Here is a 19,822-nt window from a genome sequence, read left to right as displayed (position 1 = left end):
AACAGCCCCTGAAACGACCATCTGTCAAATGAGCGAAAGCCCCGGTTTTATTGACCTGAAGGTCAGCGAAAAGACATCCCCCGATCCCTGTGGGAGCTGGCTTGCCAGCGATGGCGTCGCATCAGTAAAAAGCGCGGGTGACTGACCCACCGCAATCGCTGGCAAGCCAGCTCCCACAGGGTTTTTCATCAACCTCAGGCTCCGGTTGTACCTTGTGCAGCACTGCCTTCGAGCTTGCGCCACAGCAGGCGGACGTTGGCTTTGCGCACCAACGCGCAGCGGTAGAGGCGAATTTCCAGCGGCACATGCCATTGCGGGCCACCGCACACAACCAACTCGCCACGAGCCAATTCAGCACGCACGCTCAATTGCGGTACCCAGGCGATACCCAGGCCTTCCAGCGCCATGCTTTTAAGGCTGTCAGCCATTGCGGTTTCATAGATGGTGGTGAAGCGCAGCTGACGCTGACGCAGCAAGCCATTCACCGAGCGCCCGAGAAACGCCCCGGCGCTATAAGCCAGCAACGGCACGCTCGCCTCCCCCTCCAGATCGAACAACGGCTTGCCGTCAGCATCCGCCGCGCACACCGGCAGCATCTCGGTCTGGCCCAAATGCAGCGAGGGAAAGATTTCCGGGTCCATCTGCATCGCCGCGTCCGGGTCGTAGAACGCCAGCATCAGATCGCAGCCCCCTTCACGCAAGGCATGCACCGCATCGCCGACGTTGGTCGCGACCAGCCGCGTGGCGATGTTCAGCCCTTCATTGCGCAACTGCGCGATCCAGCGCGGGAAGAAACCCAGCGCCAAGGAGTGAGCGGCAGCGACTTGCATGACTTCGCCCTGCCCGCCTTCCAGATGATGCAAATGGCGCAGCACTTCACCGAGCTGTTCAACCACGGTGCGTGCGGTCACCAGAAACAGTTGCCCCGCCGCCGTCAGCTCGATCGGCGTGCGCGAGCGGTTGACCAACGTCAGCCCCAGCGCCGCTTCGAGACTGCGGATCCGCCGACTGAAGGCCGGCTGGGTCACGAAGCGTCGTTCAGCGGCCTGCGAGAAGCTGCGGGTGGCGGCCAGGGCACTGAAGTCCTCGAGCCATTTGCTTTCCAGATTCATCACGTCCTCCCGGACACGCACCAAAACAGGTCACACGTCTGCCGCGCACGCGGCGTCACACGGGCATTATGCCGAATGTGCATAGGCCAGTGCTTAACAGCATTGGCCCAAAAATTCGCACAAGCCTAGCATTCGCAGCGTTCCGGCACAGACCGGGTCCATATCGAGATGATTTCTATCATGTCCTCCGCTGCATCTTTCCGCACAGAAAACGACCTGCTTGGCGCCCTCGAAGTACCGGCTCAAGCGTATTACGGCATCCAGACCCTGCGAGCGGTGAACAACTTCCGTCTCTCCGGCGTTCCGATTTCGCATTACCCGAAACTGGTTGTCGGTCTGGCAATGGTCAAACAGGCCGCTGCTGACGCCAACCGCGAGTTGGGTCACCTGAGCGAAGCCAAGCACGCTGCCATCAGCGAAGCCTGTGCCCGATTGATCCGCGGTGATTACCACGAAGAGTTCGTGGTCGACATGATTCAAGGTGGCGCCGGTACTTCCACCAACATGAACGCCAACGAAGTGATCGCCAACATTGCGCTCGAAGCAATGGGTCACGAGAAAGGCGAGTACCAGTACCTGCACCCGAACGATGACGTCAACATGGCACAGTCGACCAACGACGCTTACCCGACGGCGATTCGCCTGGGTCTGCTGCTCGGTCACGACACCCTGCTGGCCAGCCTCGACAGCCTGATTCAAGCGTTTGCGGCCAAGGGCAAAGAATTCGATCACGTCCTGAAAATGGGCCGCACCCAGCTGCAAGACGCCGTGCCGATGACCCTCGGCCAGGAATTCCGTGCTTTCGCCACCACCATGGGCGAAGACCTGGCCCGTCTGAAGACGCTGGCCCCGGAACTGCTGACTGAAGTGAACCTGGGCGGCACCGCGATCGGTACCGGCATCAACGCCGACCCACGTTATCAAGCGCTGGCTGTTCAGCGTCTGGCCCTGATCAGCGGTCAGCCGCTGGTTCCAGCCGCCGACCTGATCGAAGCGACTTCCGACATGGGCGCCTTCGTGCTGTTCTCCGGCATGCTCAAGCGCACCGCGGTCAAGCTGTCGAAGATCTGCAACGACCTGCGCCTGTTGTCCAGCGGCCCACGCACCGGCATCAACGAAATCAACCTGCCAGCGCGTCAGCCAGGTAGCTCGATCATGCCCGGCAAGGTCAACCCGGTAATCCCGGAAGCTGTGAACCAGGTAGCGTTCCAGGTCATCGGTAACGACTTGGCGCTGACCATGGCAGCCGAAGGCGGCCAACTGCAGCTGAACGTGATGGAGCCGCTGATCGCGTTCAAGATCTTCGACTCGATCCGCCTGCTGCAACGCGCCATGGACATGCTCCGCGAGCACTGCATTGTCGGCATCACCGCCAACGAAGCGCGCTGCCGTGAACTGGTCGAGCACTCGATCGGTCTGGTCACCGCACTGAACCCGTACATCGGCTACAAAAACGCCACCCGCATCGCCGGTCTCGCCCTTGAAAGCGGCCGCGGCGTGCTGGAACTGGTGCGCGAAGAAGGTCTGCTCGACGAAGCCATGCTCGCCGACATCCTGCGCCCGGAAAACATGATTGCTCCGCGTCTGGTTCCGCTCAAAGGCTGAACCGATGCGTAATTTGTAGCACCGCTCACCAGGTCGAGGGACTAGACACCTCTCACCTTTTGAGGGCTTGGGGATTTAGTCCCCAGGCCCTTTTTTTTAACTATTTGATCCTGAGACCCGTATGTCTGGGGACTGCTGCATGATGTGGAAATGAGCCTTTGTGGTGAGGGGATTTATCCCCGATCGGCTGCGAAGCAGTCGCAAAATCATTGCGCGCGGTGTGCCTGACACATCGCATGTGCAGGTTTTGGGGCCGCTTCGCGACCCATCGGGGATAAATCCCCTCGCCACAGGGTTTGCTTCAGCAGAGGAGCAGTTTCCTGTACAAGCCCGGCGCCGGTAACGCCGGGTGTTTCAAAGCCTCGTTTCGTCGCTTGCACCACTACCGTGCAGACGGGCGCGTCACTGATCGGTATAGTGCCGCCCCTCTTCGCGTGAGCGGTCGTCGGTAACGAGGCCATAACCCATGCGAAACCCGAACTAATAACAAACCCGCGAAATGGATCCGGGACGAAACCTTCGCCTCACCTGTCGTGCCGTGCGCACACCGGTGTAACACGATATTTCTTCCATCCAGCATTTGCTTACACAATAAACAGCGAGGAAAAATCCATGCTCGAAGTCATTAACGACTTCCTCTCAGGGAAAGTACTGATCGTGCTCATTGTCGGGCTCGGTAGCTACTTCACGATTCGCTCGCGTTTCGTTCAATTGCGGCACTTCTTCCACATGTTCGCGGTGTTCCGCGACAGCCTCAAGGGCAGCGCCGGGCAACTCAGCTCGTTCCAGGCCCTGATGCTCAGCCTTGCCGGCCGCGTCGGTGCAGGCAACATCGCCGGTGTCGGCATCGCCGTGACGCTTGGTGGTCCGGGTGCAGTGTTCTGGATGTGGGTCACCGCGCTGGTCGGCATGTCCAGCAGCTTCTTCGAATGTACTTTGGCCCAAGTCTACAAACGCGCCGATGGCGACGGCTTGTACCGTGGCGGCCCGGCCTACTACATCCAGCACGGCCTGAAGCTCAAAGGCATGGCAGTGGTGTTTTCCGTTCTGCTGCTGGTCACCTACGGCTTCGCCTTCATTGGCCTGCAGTCCTACACCGTGACCCACTCGCTGCAAAACGCTTTTGCCTTCGATCCGCGCCACACAGGTATCGTCCTGGCGGTGCTGCTGGCCATCACCTTCCTCGGCGGCATCAAGCGCATCGCTTCGGTGTCCGACCTGCTGGTTCCGATCAAGACCCTGGCCTACATCGGCGTGACCCTGTACGTGATCGGCACCCAGATCGAACACGTGCCAGCCATGCTGGAAACCATCCTCAAGAGCGCCTTCGGCCTCGACCCGGCCTTTGGCGGCCTGCTCGGCAGCGCCATCGTCATGGGCGTGAAGCGTGGCGTGTTCGCCAACGAAGCGGGTCTGGGCAGTGCGCCGAACGTCGCCGCCGTGGCCGCTGTGAAGCACCCGGGTGCGCAAGGCGTGGTCCAGGCTTTCAGCGTGTTCCTCGACACCTTCGTGATCTGCACCTGCACCGCGCTGCTGATCCTGCTGTCGGGCTTCTACACCCCGGGCTTCGAAGGTGACGGCATTGTCCTGACCCAGAACTCGCTGGCCGCCGTGGTCGGTGACTGGGGTCGCATGTTCGTCAGCGTCGCGCTGTCGCTGTTCGTCTTCACCTGCATCCTCTACAACTACTACCTGGGCGAAAACAGCCTGCAGTTCCTCACCCGCAACCGCGCCGCGCTGATGGTTTTCCGCGGCCTGGTGCTGGCGCTGGTGGTCTGGGGTTCGATGCAGGATCTGACGACCGTGTTCGCCTTCGCCGACATCACCATGACTTGCCTGGCCTTCGTCAACCTGGTGGCCCTGGCCATGCTGTTCAAGGTCGGCATGCGTGTGATGCGCGACTACGACGGCCAGCGCCGTGCCGGCGTCAAACAGCCGGTGTTCGATTCGAGCAAATTTGCCGATCTGGACCTCGACCTGAACGCCTGGCCGGCCAACCCGTCTGCTGCTGTCGGCAAGACTGAAGCCGAGCCGCAAGGCGTGCCTGCAGCGCAACGCTGACAGGTGAATGACGGGCGCATCCCCTGCGCCCGTCAGTTATTGTGATGCAATAACTTGTAGGAGCGAGCCTGCTCGCGATAGCTGTCTTTCAGCCAACATCAATGTTGAATGATGAAACGCCATCGCGAGCAGGCTCGCTCCTACAGGGACCTCATCGTTTCGGAGAATCCTATGAACCCTTCGACTTATCCCGCCGCTCAAAACGTCATGGTGCTCTACACCGGTGGCACCATCGGCATGCAGGCCAGCGCCAATGGCCTCGCCCCGGCGTCCGGTTTCGAAGCGCGGATGCGCGACTACCTGCACAGCCAGCCTGAGCTGGTGGTGCCGCAATGGCGCTTTCGCGAGATGTCGCCGCTGATCGACAGCGCCAACATGACCCCGACCTATTGGCAGCAACTGCGTGAAGCGGTGGTCGATGCCGTGGATGTGCAAGGTTGCGACAGCGTGTTGATCCTGCACGGCACTGACACCCTGGCCTACAGCGCCGCGGCGATGAGCTTCCAGTTGCTCGGCCTGCACGCACGAGTGTGCTTCACCGGCTCGATGCTACCGGCCGGCGTGACCGACAGCGATGCCTGGGAAAACCTTGGCGGCGCGCTGGTCGCTCTCGGCCAGGGCTTGGCCCCGGGCGTGCATCTGTACTTCCACGGCGAACTGCTGGCGCCGACCCGTTGCGCGAAAGTGCGCAGCTTCGGCCGTCATCCATTCAAGCGTCTGGAGCGGCAGGGTGGCGGTGTGAAAGCGCCTTCGATTCCTGCGTCGTTGAACTACAACCAGTCGAAGCAACTGTCCAAAGTTGCCGTGCTGCCATTGTTCCCCGGCATTCGCGCAGAAGTCGTTGATGGTTTGCTCGACAGCGGCATTCAGGGTCTGGTGCTGGAATGCTACGGCAGCGGTACTGGGCCGAGTGATAACCCTGAGTTTCTGGCGAGCCTCGGCCGCGCGCGGGATAACGGCGTGGTGGTGGTTGCGGTGACGCAATGCCATGAAGGTGGGGTTGAGCTGGATGTGTATGAGGCCGGCAGCCGTTTGCGCGGTGTGGGCGTGTTGTCCGGTGGCGGCATGACCCGTGAGGCGGCGTTTGGCAAGTTGCACGGGTTGCTCGGTGCTGGGCTTGAAACTGAAGAAGTGCGCCGACTGATCGAACTCGACCTCTGCGGCGAACTCCTCTGAGCAAGGCTCTATATCGGCCCTCACCCTAGCCCTCTCCCGGAGGGAGAGGGGACTGACCGAGTTGTTTTTCGCTGTCCGTCGACCTGATAAACCGTGTCGATTGTGGATTCGGCAGAGATGTCTCACGTCGGTGCATCTCACCAATATCCCCCAATCGGCTCCCTCTCCCTCTGGGAGAGGGCTGGGGTGAGGGGCTGCGGCGGCATGCAACTTGCTGCATTCCAGCTATCTCAAGGCTGGAAGATCCCATGCTGCACTCCCACCTCACTACCCTCAACGCTGTCTCGCTAATCCTCAACACCTTCAAGGCCGAAGGCCTGTCGAGCGAGGCGCTGCTCGCCGGCAGCGGCATCAGTGCCGCGGATTTGCACCGGGCCGACACGCGCATCACCACCAACCAGGAGATGCAGGTCTGCGCCAACGCGGTCGCGCTCAAGCGCGATATCGGCCTGGAACTGGGCCGGCGCATGCACGTCTCCTGCTACGGCATCCTCGGTTACGCGCTGCTGACCTGTGCCACCTTCGGTGACGCTTTGCGCCTGGCGATCCGCTATCCGGCGCTGTTGGGAACACTTTTTGAACTGAGCCTGGAAGACGATGGCGAGCGCGTCTGGTTCGTTGCGGCGGACTATCGCGAGAGTCCGGCGATGGCGGTGTTCAATGCCGAGTTCTGCCTGGTCTCGCTGAAGGTGATTTGCGATGACCTGCTCGGGCATCCTCTGCCCTTGCTTGCCACGCGGTTCGAACACGCAGCGCCGGATTACCGCGACCGTTACGCCGAGCACTTCGAATCGCCATTGCACTTCGCCGCCAAGGACAACGCGTTCGCCTTCGACCGGCACTGGCTCGATCAACCGTTGCCCTTGGCGGATGCCATTACGCATCAAGCCATGGCCGAACGTTGCCGCAAGCAGAACCTCGAATTCACCGGGCGTCAGGCATGGCTGGGGCGCATTCGTCAGCTGCTCAGTGCGCAGTTGAATGCCGCACCGGGGCTGGAAGGATTGGCGCAGCAGATGAAGTGCTCACCACGCACGTTGCGACGGCACCTGAAGGACATGGGCAGCAGCTATCAGGAACTGCTCGATGAGCTGCGCTTCGAACGGGCCAAGCAGATGTTGTGTGAGGATCAGCTGCCGATCTACCGCATTGCCGAATCCCTCGGTTTCAGCGAGACCGCCAGCTTCCGCCACGCCTTCGTGCGCTGGAGCGGCGTCGCCCCGAGCCAGTTCCGCGCTTAAGATAAATCAGGCACCGTGCCATCATCTGCACTACATTACGCAGCCAACCACGTTGCCGGTGCTTTTGCTTGATGCCTCTTTTCCGCCGCTGCTCACGCCTTGCCTTGCTCGCCGTTTTGCTTAATTTGCCTGTAGGCGCCCACGCCATTCAACTGGACTGGTGGGGCCGCCCGCCACACCCGACTGTCGATGCACCCGAAGACGGAAAAACCATCATCCCGCTCCCCGCCGCTGCCCAGACCCTCGACGCGGTAAAACCGCTGACGGGCTTGATCAGCGGTTTTCGCGGCCTTTTCTATCTGAACGTCTACAGCGATGAGAACTACCGCGAACGTTTGCACAAGCTAGGGCCGATCCCGCTGCTGACCGCCGATGAGTTTCACAGCTGCGTGACCGAATACCAGTACATGAACCTGTCATCGTCGGCCATGCGCACCGACATCGCACCGGGCATCGTGGTCGATACGATGAGTTTCGACTGCCTCAAAACCAATGGCTGGGAAACCAAACGCTATCTGCTGATCGACTGGCGTACACCCGGCGAACCGCTGCTGGCACTGGGACGAGTTCGCGGCGAGCACATGCTTGCGTTCCAGCCATTGCAAGAGACGCCGGCGCCGGTGCTCGACACTTGGCTCAAAGGCATCGAAGGCGCCCGCGACGCCATGCGCCATGACGTTCCCGAAGCGCCGCTGAGCATCGTGGTTGACCCGCAACCTTACCTGGCGGGTGACGGCGCCCTGCAACTGTGGGAACTGCATCAGCAACTGAGCAAGGCCAGCGACAAAGGCCCGGGCCTGAAAAAGGTCGATGAGCTGTTTCTGAATCAAGACTATCGCCGCATCGGCGCCGACCAAAAGGATTTCGTCGGCCAGCTCAACGATATTGCCTACTGGAAAAGCGAACTGGCGCCGGACGAAGGCTCCCGACAATGGCTGCTGGAGGTCGTGCGGCGCGCGCCGCAACGCATCCCGGTGTACCTCAACCTCGCCGATCAGGCCTGGAAGGGCTATGAAAAAGCGCCGGCCTACACCACGCAATACGCGTTGGCGCAGGAGTATTACCGGATTTATTGCGGTTTGCGCCTGCAACGCAATCTGAGCGTTCCCGAGCGCGTGATTCAACGGCTTGGCCTCACTCAGGCTGATCCTCAGGCCTGCCAGGCACAATGGCCATTGATCGAGGCTGTCGACCAGCAAAACGAGGCCCTGGTAAAACAGCTCCTCGACAGTGGCCTGCAGGCGAAAACCCAAGGCGAGGATGGCCGCAGTGCCCTGGCCCACGCATTGGATGCACCGAACTTCGCCATTGCCCGTCTGTTGCTCGAGCGTGGCGCCGCCACCAGCGGGATCAACGGCAACGAGCCGCTGGTGATGCAGGCCTTCAACAAGGACCTCAAGGCTGACAAGGATCCGCAAAAGGGCCAACGCACGCAGTTTCTGCTCAGTGCCGGTGCCGCCATCGACGAACCCGATGCACAGGGCGAAACGTTGCTGATGCAGCGCGTGTCGCAAAACGACGATGCATTGTTCAACTGGCTGTTCGAACACCCGCAAAACCTTGATCGGCGACAGAGCAAAGAACAACGAACCGCACTGTACGAAGCGATCTACCGCAACAACTATTCGGCCGCCAAACGTCTGGTCGAAGCCGGTGCGCAGCTGAATCTGCTCTACCCCGCCGGACGCTGCTACGGACGTGATCGCATGGATTCGGCGCTGTATCTGCTGGCCAGCGAGACACCCAGGAGCGACATCGACAATGAGCTCGCTCGTCAGCAAGTACTGCAGCTGTTCACCCTGATGCTGGAGAAAGGCGCCGACCCGATGCTGGGCGACGCCTGCACTGGCGATGCCTACGGCAAGCTGCGCGAAGTGCTGAAACAACGTGATCGCCAGGACTGGCTGGAGGTACTCGACCAGCATCAGGCAGCCGCCGGCAAGACGCCGACGCAGCGCTAACCGTGCGGGCGCCCCGTCGGGGCGCCTGACACCATCGGGGGGCGAATTGCGGTCAGAGGTTTTGGCCAGATCAATCCCCTTTTGGCCTCTCCTGCCGTTTTCCGATTCGCCGCGCGCCGCAACACTGGGAGCAACCGAACCAGCCTTGCGGAGAACAACAAATGCTGACGATCTACTCAGACGATCACCACCTGCACCATGGCCGCTGCGAACTGATCGATGGCCAGCTCAAGCCGTGCTTCGAAATGCCCTCGCGCGCCGACCACGTGCTGCAACGCGTACACAATCAAAACCTCGGCCCGGTCGAAGCACCCAAGGATTTCGGCCTCGAACCGATCGCCCGTATCCACAGCCGTGATTACCTCGACTTCTTCAAAGGCGCGTGGGCTCGCTGGACTGAATTCAATACCGATGGCGACTTGCTGCCCTATACCTGGCCGGCGCGCACCCTGCGCGCGATCAAACCGACCAGCCTGCATGGCCAACTCGGTTATTACAGCTTCGACGGCGGCGCACCGATCACCGCCGGCACCTGGCAAGCGGCGTACAGCGCGGCGCAAGTAGCCCTCACCGCGCAAGCGGCAATCCAGCGCGGCGCTCGTGCGGCTTTCGCCCTGTGCCGTCCACCGGGACATCACGCCGCCAGCGATTTGATGGGCGGTTATTGCTACCTCAACAACGCCGCCATTGCCGCACAAGCGTTCCTCGATCAGGGTCACAAGAAGGTTGCGATCCTCGACGTCGACTATCACCACGGTAACGGCACGCAGTCGATCTTCTACGAGCGCAGCGATGTGCTGTTCACCTCGATCCACGGCCACCCGGAAGCGGAATTCCCGTTCTTCCTCGGTTATGAAGATGAGCGCGGTGAAGGCGCCGGTGAAGGCTGCAACTTCAACTATCCGCTGCCCGCCGGTTCCGGCTACGACGTCTGGAGCGCAGCGCTGGAACAGGCCTGCGACGAGATTGACCGCTACGGCGCCGACGTCATCGTCGTGTCGCTCGGCGTCGACACGTTCAAGGACGATCCGATCTCGCAGTTCAAACTCGACAGCCCGGATTACCTGGCAATGGGCAAACGCATTGCCGCTCTCGGCAAGCCGACCCTGTTCGTCATGGAAGGCGGTTACGCGGTCGAAGAAATCGGCATCAACGCGGTGAACGTGCTCGAAGGCTTCGAGCAATAACCCGAGTCACAATGACCGTGTCCTTCTGACCCGCCTCGGTGCGGGTCTTTTTTTGCGTGCGATATATAGATACCACCACGCCACGCAAACGGCCGCCTACCTTCGTGTGCTTTCCCGATTCAATCGTCAGAAGGATCTGCACATGCCCACCCTTGAGCCCGACGCGCCCACCCTGTCCGTCCCAGCCACCGATCTGCTGACGCAACTGGTCACCGGCCCGTCTCTGCGAGAAGTCGCCACCACGGTGCTGCGCGCTGAACTGAACTCGCTGTATCCCACACTCGAACTCGACCCTGATCTGGTCATGGTCGGCACACCCTCCTGGGTCAAACAGGATGGACAGATCGTTGCCGGCGACACTCGGTTCGAATCCTTGACCGACGCACTGTTGCACCACGCGATTGCGCGCCAGCCGATCATGTACATCGACGGCGAAAACTTTCTGACCCGACAACCGAGCGCCAGCCCTTCCATTCAACTACCGGTCAACATCGACGTGGTCGGGCGCCAGCTCAACCTGCTCGCGTCGATGCTGTTCACCGCCTATCAGGAACAGCAACTCGATTACTGGAATCAGCCGGTCAGCCTCAACGCACCGCGTTGGCAGGAACTCTCGCTGGCCTTGCGCATGCGCTGGAACATCAAGCGGGCCAAACACTGGGATGCTGATCAGCTTGCCCTCGCACAACTGGTGTTCAACTACCCCGACCGAGCCACGCGCAAGCCTCACGATCCCTATCAGACGCGCGCCTGTCTGATCGATCTGGACAGCGCCGGCGAGCCGTCCACGCACCTGAACATGATGGATATCGCTGTGGTCATCGGCGTATCGGGTGAGCGCACCCTGATACTCACGCATTCGATCATCATGGGTTTTCGTACGCATCCGTCGTTCGAAGCACTGGGTATCTACCTGAAAATATTCACCGCCGACTTGCCCGCCGAGAGCCAGCTCGAGTGGCGGCTGGTGGAACCCGAGGGCGACTTTTTCGATACCCAGGCCTGCACGCTGGTTGCTCTGCAAGCGCAGGCGCTGGGCGAGCTGGACTTCAGTAATCCTGAGCCCGCGACCGGCACCCAGGCCAGCGCCCACCATGTCCACAAGAGCGATGCGCGCTTCAATCGTATCGATCCGCTGTTGCCAGACTGGCTGACCCGCGCGCCCTCCAACGACCTCAGTGCCTTCAGCCGACATTTGATGGATCTGGCCGCCGTGCGACAGAGCAGCACCACGTCTTTCGACGATGAAATCCCGCCCATCGAGCGCTTTGCCTTGAACAGTCTCAGGCGGCAAATGGAAAAGACACACCCGCAGGCCACTCAACTGAAACTCAAGAACCTGCGCATCAGCATTACCACCCCGGTGGTCTGGGGCACCCAGGCAACGGGCTCCAGCGAAACACTCACACTGAGCCTGGCCGAGCTGGCTCTGGAAAACCTGATAGCCGTCCCGCTGGGTGACAAAGTGATCTGGTTTACCACCGGTGAAGCGGTTCCGGACTGGCTGACCCCGACCTATGTCGAAGCCTTGGTAACCACGGTCAATATCGGCAAAACCTACCCGGCACTGATCAAGGATCGGTTGATCGACGACCCGCGCAAATCGTCGGAGTTGTCGAGGTTGTACCGCGCGCACTTGCAGGTGCAGCTGCCGCTGCTCGCCCTGCAATGCAATATCCGCAAAGAAGGCGCCATTGATGAGCAGGGTTACCGCTATGTCGTGGCCGTGATGAGCCCTGCGGGTGAAGCTCGGCGGGTCGATGATCAGGAAATCGTCATCCGTCCCTTGGCGTTCGTGCTCGATCAACATACCGATGACAGCGCCGACACTGTCACTAACATGTTCGTGATCGGCCCACGTGATCCAGTCAACGGCCCTTGCTTGCTCTACCGTCCGTTGCTGGAAAACTCACTGACTCAGTACCCGACGCCGTCGAGCCTGATCTACGCGATCAAACACTCGAAAAAAATTCGTGAATCGGTACTCGCCTGGCTTCCGGACAGCGTTCGCGCCAACTATTCAAACTTCATTTTCCACGGTGACATGCCCGACCTCGCGGTACTCGCTGAGCTGTTGACCAATCCCCTGCTGAACATCAACCTCAACACCCCGGTACGGCTGGGCAGCAAGGTGCTCGAAGGCGATTATCTGCGCAGCTTGTTCACCGCCAATGCCAATGCGCTGATCGAACTCGCCGACCGGGAATCCGTATCGAACGCCGAAAGCCATTGGGCGACGCTCAAGCAAGGCGCGTGGAAACTGTTCAACGCCGTCCTGCCGTTTCTCGACCCGACCGTAGGCACGGCGGTTTGGATCTGGCAGTTGTTCGATGATCTGCAACAGACTATCGAGGCGACGTACAACGACGATCGCGAGCTGGCCGCCAGTGCGCTTACCGATTTGCTCCTGTCACTGGCCATGGTGCTGGCGCATCGCGCGGCAACTCGCGGCAAACCGGCACGGCGCGCAAATGAATTAACCGCACAGGCCAAGACCCAGCGCATCGCAACACCTTCGCGACCCGACAAGATCCCTTTGAAACATCTCGCGGACGTTGCGCCCGCCGACCTGCCTGGCAACCATCAGTCGGCCATCCACAGCCTCGGCGCGCTCAATCGCGAAGCGACGAGCCTTGGCCGGACGCTTGAGCGATTTGCCATCGACCCACCACCAGTTCTCGACCAGCCCATCAGCGAGGGCGCGCAACAACACCTCTACGCCAAGGGGCAGAAGCGTTACGCAAAAGTGGCTGAGCGCTGGTTCGAAGTGCACCTCAATGAACAGCAAGACGTGCAAATCATCGACTCCCGCCAACAGCCGCCACGCTCTGGGCCATTGCTGATTCATAACCGTCAGGGCCGCTGGTTCATCGACACACGCCTGCGTTTGCGCGGGGGCGGCCTCAAGAGCCGAAAGGCCGAGCTGCTACGCAAGAACGCGCAACGGGTCGGTGAGCTGCGCCAGCACCTCAGAGCTTTCAACGATAATCTCGGCCCTGCCAAAGACGCATTGATCGCAGCGCGCAAAGCGCTGACATCGGCACCCGATGAGACGTACAAGGCGCACGAAGCAGTGTTTCTGGAAAAGCTTGAAGCGCAGATCCGCACCTACGACAGCGCCATCGGCTATATCAAGGAATTGAACCGCATCGATGCGGTTCCACGGTACCGGGCTTCGATGGTCGAAATGCTCAGCTCCCAACTGTTTTTCAACCAGTCGTGGATCGAGCAGGTCGAACCCGCCTTCAAATCAACGCTGGACCTGACGCTCACTCTGCTGGCCGACGAAGAAGCCGGCATCAGGCCCGCCGATAACGCGCCCTATCGAGAAATGCGCAGACTGACCACGTTGATGATCGAGCGCATCGAAATGGCTCAGGCGAGTTTTCTCGAACTCGGTGTGCTCGGCAAAGAAGCTGCGCAAGTTGCCAGCAGATTCAAACAGAAGTTGCCGGTGTTCGACGTGCAGGACATGAAAGCGCTGCGGATTACTCTGGCACGCGAATTCTGCGTCAAGGAAGGCAATGGCCAAATATTGGAGGAGGCGCGGGAGCGGGTCGAGCGTCTGGTCGACGAAGCCGATCTGGCGATCCAGAACTCACTCGATCTGCAACGCGAAGATCATCAGTTCAGCGATCCGCAACGCATTGAGGCGCTGAACACTCTGGTCGAACAGTTCGTCAGTATCGACTCGCGGCTACAGGATCTGCCGCAGCAGTTTGCCGAACAGATGCTGACGGAACAGCTCGCGCAACTGCAGCTCAATATCGATGAGTTCGGTCAGCGAAGTACCCGGCAACTGTCGCAACTGTTGCGTGATCGTGGCCCACAACTTCCGCAACCCGGACCGTCGCGGGCACCGGTCAAGAAAGTCATAAAGACCCGCTTCAAAGGCACGCAACTCGTAGTGCCGCGCAAAGAAGCGCAAGGCCATGCGCAGTTTGCAGACGTCAGATCCAGTCTGACCGGCAAGGTGCTGTCGACCTTCCACGAGAAGGAGCCCGGTGTGTGGGTGCAGCGCTTGCGCAGCAGACCGGCGAAGACCCTGCCAGCCAAAAATTTGAGCAACACCCTGAGTTCAGGGCAGACGCTGCTTGATGCGGTGCACGGTTTTATCGAACAACAAAAGACCCACGCCCACGAGCCGAATCGCCTGCCCGTGGAAATCGAAGAAGCCCTGGCTCGTCACGCCACGCAACTGAGCGATACCGCCAAAGCCATCGACCACTCGCTGGCGTCGGGCCCCTCGTCCCATGCGCAAGCCAGCATGGCAACTCAGTTGAAACAGAAAATCGACACAGCGGTAAAACTGCTCAAGACCGAAGGGCATGCGCTGCGGGTGAGCATGACCAAACGCCAGTTGCCCACCGCGCCGCGTGTGGAGTGGTTGCTGGCTCAGCAAGAAGTAACGATCGAGGTAATCCCCGGTCGCCGGCAGCTCAAAGGTTCGAAGCGGGATTTTCTGCAGGAATACGAAATTCGCGATCGCAAGAACAAAGCGGTGCTGTGGTACGCGCACTTTCACTATAAGCGAGCCGATACCGCCGACGAGTTTTTCAGCGCCGCACACCTTAAAACCAAAGAGCAACGCTTGCTCGGCAGCGGTTACTCCCTGGAAAACGCGTCGAGTACGCAGGAGGTGATCGCGATCTACCGCAGCGAGATCAGCGTGCCATTGGCGAAAACCCTGTTTTTCCCGATCAAGCCCCCCACCGCGTCCATGACCTGAATCTGACACTGACACTGACACTGACACTGACACTGACACTGACACTGTGGCGAGGGAGCTTGCTCTCTCGCCACAGGTTTTTTTACCGAACAATATCTATGTACCACCATCTCACGCCGGCCATTCACTACTTTTCGGGGCTATGCAGGAGGCGACGCAGCTTCCTCAACCGACTTGGAGTATTGAAATGAGCCCCCCTGTCACACTGTCTTCCCACAGCTCTACGCCCTTGCTCGACAAAAGCCGACTGGTGAATCTGACCAGCCACGGCCCGACCCTGGGTGATGTCGCCGCGCAAATGCTCGGTGAAGCCTTGCGTGCGCTGTACCCCGACCTGGCCCTCGATCCGAATGAATGCATGATCGGCACGCCGCAATGGCACGAAGAAAGTGATCTCGTCGTCGCTGGCGTTACACGTTTCGAATCACTGAGCCATGCGCTGGTTCGTCTGAATCTTTACGGCATCTCAGCCAATTTCATGGCGGCCGAGCATTTCCTTACCCGCGAACCGGAAGCCCCGACACCGCGGCACCTGGCCGTCGACATCGAGGAGATCGGCCGTCTGCTCAACGACTACGCACCGTTGCTGTTCGTCGAGTATCAGGAGCGCCAACTGGATTTCTGGAACAGTGAAAACCGCAGTCTGCCGCGCTGGCAAGAACTCGCCGACACCCTGCGTAAAGCGCTGGATGTCACTAAGGTGCAGGGCTGGAGCGATGAGGAATGTGCGTTGGCCCGCTTGATCTTCACAGCGCCGGACAAGCACGCCCGGCAAACGGTGCACAGCGAATTCAGCGACGTTCAGGCCGGTCTGATCGATATCGACACACTGGAAAGCACCCGCGAAACCCACCTGTTGCTCGGCGGTGCACTGGTCATGCGTGGGCGGCTTGCGCAACGTGAGTGGGTTTTGATGTACACCATTGAAAGCGGCTATGAGTCTTTCGCTTCGATGGATGCTCTCGGTGCCTCGCTGCCTTCGCGCATCTCCGAGCAACTGAATGGACGCCCGATGCAGTGGCGCCTGTTCGAGCCCGAAGGGAGCATTTTCGACCATATGGCCTGGGCTTTGGTCGCCTCACAACTCGACTCCATTGTCGCGATCGGCGACACCTCGACCTCATCGGCTCCGGCCACCCTGAGTGCACCGGTGATACCTGCGGACGAGCAGGCCCGACTCGACCAACTCGAATCAGCGATCCCCGCCTGGCTGCACAACGCCTCGGCCAAGGATCTGTCGGCCTACAGCAAATACATCACCGGTCTGGGCAAGCTTTACCGCGATCCGCAGATGAAGACCACCAAGGATCTGATCGAGCCCATCGAGCGCTTTGCCCAACGACTGATGCGCGAAGCCATTGTTCGTGACAAGCACACCGAAGGCGCATTGACACTGCCGCTGGATGAGCTGGAGATAACCATCACCAACAGCTTTACTGCCGGCGACCTGACGCTGCCTGACGTGCTCGACACCTACACCCGAACCCTCGGCGAATTCGCCCTGGAAAACACCGCGCCCTATCAGGCCAGCCTGCGCTTCAAACAGGGTGAAACTGTACCAGCCTGGCTGACAGTGGATTTGCTGGTGAGCCTGTCCCGGCAAGTCGACATCGGCAGCGTCTATCCGCAACTGATCAAACGCCAGCTGATCGATGACCCACAGGAAACGAAACGTCAGGCCGGGCTGTATCACAGACAACTGCGCTTGCTGCTGCCGCTGGCGGCGCTGGAAAGCAAGGTGCGTTCGCACAATGGTCTGGATGAAACCGGCTACGCCTATGTTTGCCAACTGGCCGGTGAACTGATGGTGTCTTCACACAAAATATCGGTCTGCCCGCTGACACTGATCCCGCAACATCGCTGGGTCAGCGCAGCGGACACCGTGACCAACATGTTCATCATCGGCCCGACTGATCCTGACAGCGGCCCCTGCATCCTTTATCGCCCGTTGTTCGAACCGGCTTTGCTGCAATTCCCCTCGCGCCAGAATCTTCTGTACGCGCTGCATCAACCGGGTGAACTCAGGGACTCGGTGCTGGCCTGGCTGCCTGACCGCCACTTGAGTTTCGAATACGCGCAATACGTTTTCCCCGTTGGTTTACCTTCACCCTGGCTGATCACCCAACAACTGTCCGACCCCAATCTGCGCCTGGGTGGACTCGGTCACGTGCGCTTCGGCAATGACGACATCACCGGCGATCGCTTTCAGGCGCTGTTCGAAAGCAACGCGCGGGCCCTTGTCGAACTGGCGGACCGACAATCGATGTCCAACGCCGACCAGCGCTGGCTGCTGCTGCAGGAAAGCAGCTGGAGCCTGTTCAATGTCGCCTCCAATTGCCTCAGTGGCGCGCTCGGAACTGCCGTGTGGGTGTGGCAAAGCATTGAAGAAATCCAGCAGGCACTCGATGCCCATGAGCGCGGCGATCATCTCGGCGAATGGAACTCGCTGGGCAATGTATTGCTGACTCTGGGAATCATCCTGACCCATCACGCCGCACAGCATCGCCGACGGGTGGCGGGTGAGCTGAAGCCTGAGCCACACATCGTCGAAGACTTGCTCATAGCCGATACCGCACCGGTCCCTTCACGTTTTGAAACGGAGCCCTTACTGGGTGAATTGCCAAGCCGTCACTGCTCTTCGGTCGAGGTCGGTGGATCGGTTCCCCGGCGCAACCCGCCCGAGCTGGGGCGTTATCTGGACACGCTGAAGGTTGGGGCGCCGGATCAGACCCACGCCGAAATGATCAGGCTCAATGACCAACCGCCCTACCTCTATCAACTCGACGACAAGACCTACGCACAAGTGCGCGAACGCTGGTTCGAGGTTCACCTGGATATCAATGAGCAAGTCACGATTCTCGACCCGCGTGACACCTCCCGCAACGGCCCGCTGCTGACCCGCGGCCTGCAAGGTCTGTGGTACATCGATACACGTCTGCGCCTTCGTGGTGGCGGGCGCAAAAGTCGAATTCAGCAATTAAGAAATGCCAACGAGCAGCGCAAACAGGAACTGGAAAGTAGCCTGCAAGCGTTCAGGGTCCACGAAAAAATCCTCAAGACCGAACTGCGCGAAGCCCTCGATGCCAGGATCAAGGCCACAGAGCAAACCATGCAAGCCGCCACAAACGCCTACGCGTCAAAGCTCGAAGAAAGCATCGACGAACACCAGAAAGCCCTGGAGCAGCTTCGCGAATGGCGAACCAAGGGTGGCTCGGTCGGTTACCTCAACGACAGCGTGCGCCTGACCATCGAGCTGCAAAAAAACATCGCTCAGTGGTACGTCATCAAAGTGCATGCCTACATCAAAACCACTGAGCCGCTGTATTACACCCGGCCCGAAGATCCTCCCGCACAACGCCAGGCCTACGCCGCAACCATTGCTCAGGCCATCGAGCTGGGCCAGCAGCTGGAAGAAAAACTGAAACTCGCCGATACCTCCCTGGAGCACCTGCAACCGCTCGGCAAAGTGGGAATTTCCAAAGCAGCGCAACTGCGAGCCATGCTGCCGTCTGCCACCGCTCTGGAGTTCAAGGCCAACGAAATCGGCATGTCTCATGAACCCTGCATGGAGGAAACAACGGGGCCGCTTATGGATCAGGCGCGTGAGAAAGTGGGCAGCATAATTGTCAATGCGGCGAGTGCCGCACAGGATCTGGCGATGCGGGTCAAAGAAACCGCAGCGACAGCCGAGCCGGTAGCCGCTCTGGAACAAATGAGCCACTTCGTCGAAACCTTCAACGATGCCGACCAGCGTCTGCTGGAACTGGTCGACAACTTCCCGCAACAGGTCAAGCGCCCACGCGTGATGCATCTGCGCACTCTGATCGAGGAGTTTCGCCAACTGGCTCAGGCCAGACTCGATTCCTTATTGCTGAATGACCCGACGCTGCAACAACAGGAACCACCCGCCGCCGAACAACCCGGCCCTTCGCGCGCGATGATCAAGGTCTACAAGACCCGTCCGCGCGAAGCCGCGGCTGCCGCGCCGGAGAAAAGCAGCGCCGCCCCGATCAACAGAATCCTGCCGGACGCACGCCCTGCGCTGAGCCCGCTTCGCAGCGATATCGACACCATCGACAATGGCCTGCAGCTGAATATCGATTACCCGAACTTCCTCCAACGGACCCGTAAAGACGCCCTGAGACCCTCACGAATTCCCGCCGACATACAGGAAATCCATGATCAGTACGCGTTGAAACTGGAACGCAGCGCAGCCGATGTCGAACAGGCCCTGAGCAACCTGCGCAAAGCGAACGAAGACGTGCCTCCGGTGGCCGATCTGAGTGCCGAACTGCGCGACGCAGCAAAGCGGGTCAGGCGTGAGGGCGTAGGCCTCCGCGCGAACCTGTACAAACTGCGTAAACCGACTCAGACGAACTTCAAATGGATGCACGAGCATGCTCAGCTCAGCTTCGTCCGCGACGAGCGCGGACGTATTCCGACAAAACAGTTCGGCGATTATTTTCAGGAGTTCCGGATTCTCGATAAGGCCAACAACGACCAACCGCTGTGGGTTGCTCACTTTCACTACAAAACCCTGAAAACCCCGGCGGATCAACCGACCACCGCCCACCTGAAAGTCGCCGACAGTTACCTCGCTACCCTTACACCGGATCAGCAAAAAACCTTGAACGCTTTCGAGCCGATCAATGGCGTGTTGCGCAAGTTAAGCGATCCAGACCTGCGCAAACTGTTTCTTGATTTGCCAATGTCGAAAAAACCATTGGCCGGTGCTTCCGGGAAAAACTGA

The 19,822-nt window shown here is 60.0% G+C and carries 9 protein-coding genes; 8 read left to right on the top strand and 1 reads right to left on the bottom strand.

What is annotated here, in order from left to right; genetic code table 11:
- Positions 1–194 precede the first annotated feature (194 nt).
- Entirely contained in the window at positions 195–1,112 is a 918-nt protein-coding gene (locus tag EJA70_RS30480; protein ID WP_158836320.1) for a LysR substrate-binding domain-containing protein, read from the bottom strand.
- Between the two features lie 180 nt (positions 1,113–1,292).
- Here EJA70_RS30480 and EJA70_RS30475 point away from each other — a divergent pair, with 180 nt between their 5' ends.
- The 8 genes from EJA70_RS30475 (at position 1,293) to EJA70_RS30440 (ending at position 19,822) form a co-directional block, all read left to right on the top strand.
- On the top strand, positions 1,293–2,717 hold the full coding sequence (locus EJA70_RS30475; protein WP_008078790.1) for an aspartate ammonia-lyase: 1,425 nt from the start codon (positions 1,293–1,295) through the stop codon (positions 2,715–2,717).
- 612 nt (positions 2,718–3,329) lie between these two features.
- On the top strand, positions 3,330–4,778 hold the full coding sequence (locus EJA70_RS30470) for a sodium:alanine symporter family protein (RefSeq protein ID WP_158836318.1): 1,449 nt from the start codon (positions 3,330–3,332) through the stop codon (positions 4,776–4,778).
- Between the two features lie 171 nt (positions 4,779–4,949).
- The gene (locus EJA70_RS30465) at positions 4,950–5,954 is read left to right on the top strand and encodes an asparaginase (protein WP_158836316.1); all 1,005 of its coding nucleotides are present in this window, start codon (positions 4,950–4,952) and stop codon (positions 5,952–5,954) included.
- Positions 5,955–6,202: 248 nt separating this feature from the next.
- Positions 6,203–7,195 carry an AraC family transcriptional regulator gene (locus EJA70_RS30460; protein WP_158836314.1) on the top strand — a complete coding sequence of 331 codons (993 nt, stop codon included), beginning with the start codon at positions 6,203–6,205 and terminating at the stop codon, positions 7,193–7,195.
- Between the two features lie 71 nt (positions 7,196–7,266).
- Positions 7,267–9,156 carry an ankyrin repeat domain-containing protein gene (locus EJA70_RS30455; RefSeq protein ID WP_158836312.1) on the top strand — a complete coding sequence of 630 codons (1,890 nt, stop codon included), beginning with the start codon at positions 7,267–7,269 and terminating at the stop codon, positions 9,154–9,156.
- 161 nt (positions 9,157–9,317) lie between these two features.
- Complete coding sequence (locus EJA70_RS30450; protein ID WP_158836310.1) at positions 9,318–10,343, top strand: histone deacetylase family protein; 1,026 nt, start codon at positions 9,318–9,320, stop codon at positions 10,341–10,343.
- Between the two features lie 142 nt (positions 10,344–10,485).
- Positions 10,486–15,072 carry a DUF6543 domain-containing protein gene (locus EJA70_RS30445; RefSeq protein WP_158836308.1) on the top strand — a complete coding sequence of 1,529 codons (4,587 nt, stop codon included), beginning with the start codon at positions 10,486–10,488 and terminating at the stop codon, positions 15,070–15,072.
- 187 nt (positions 15,073–15,259) lie between these two features.
- Positions 15,260–19,822, top strand: coding sequence for a dermonecrotic toxin domain-containing protein (locus EJA70_RS30440; protein ID WP_158836306.1), 4,563 nt, complete (start codon positions 15,260–15,262; stop codon positions 19,820–19,822).

The sequence above is a fragment of the Pseudomonas sp. PB103 genome, assembly GCF_009764635.1.
In the GTDB taxonomy this organism is placed as follows: domain Bacteria; phylum Pseudomonadota; class Gammaproteobacteria; order Pseudomonadales; family Pseudomonadaceae; genus Aquipseudomonas.
This window is presented reverse-complemented; position numbering and strand designations above follow the sequence as displayed.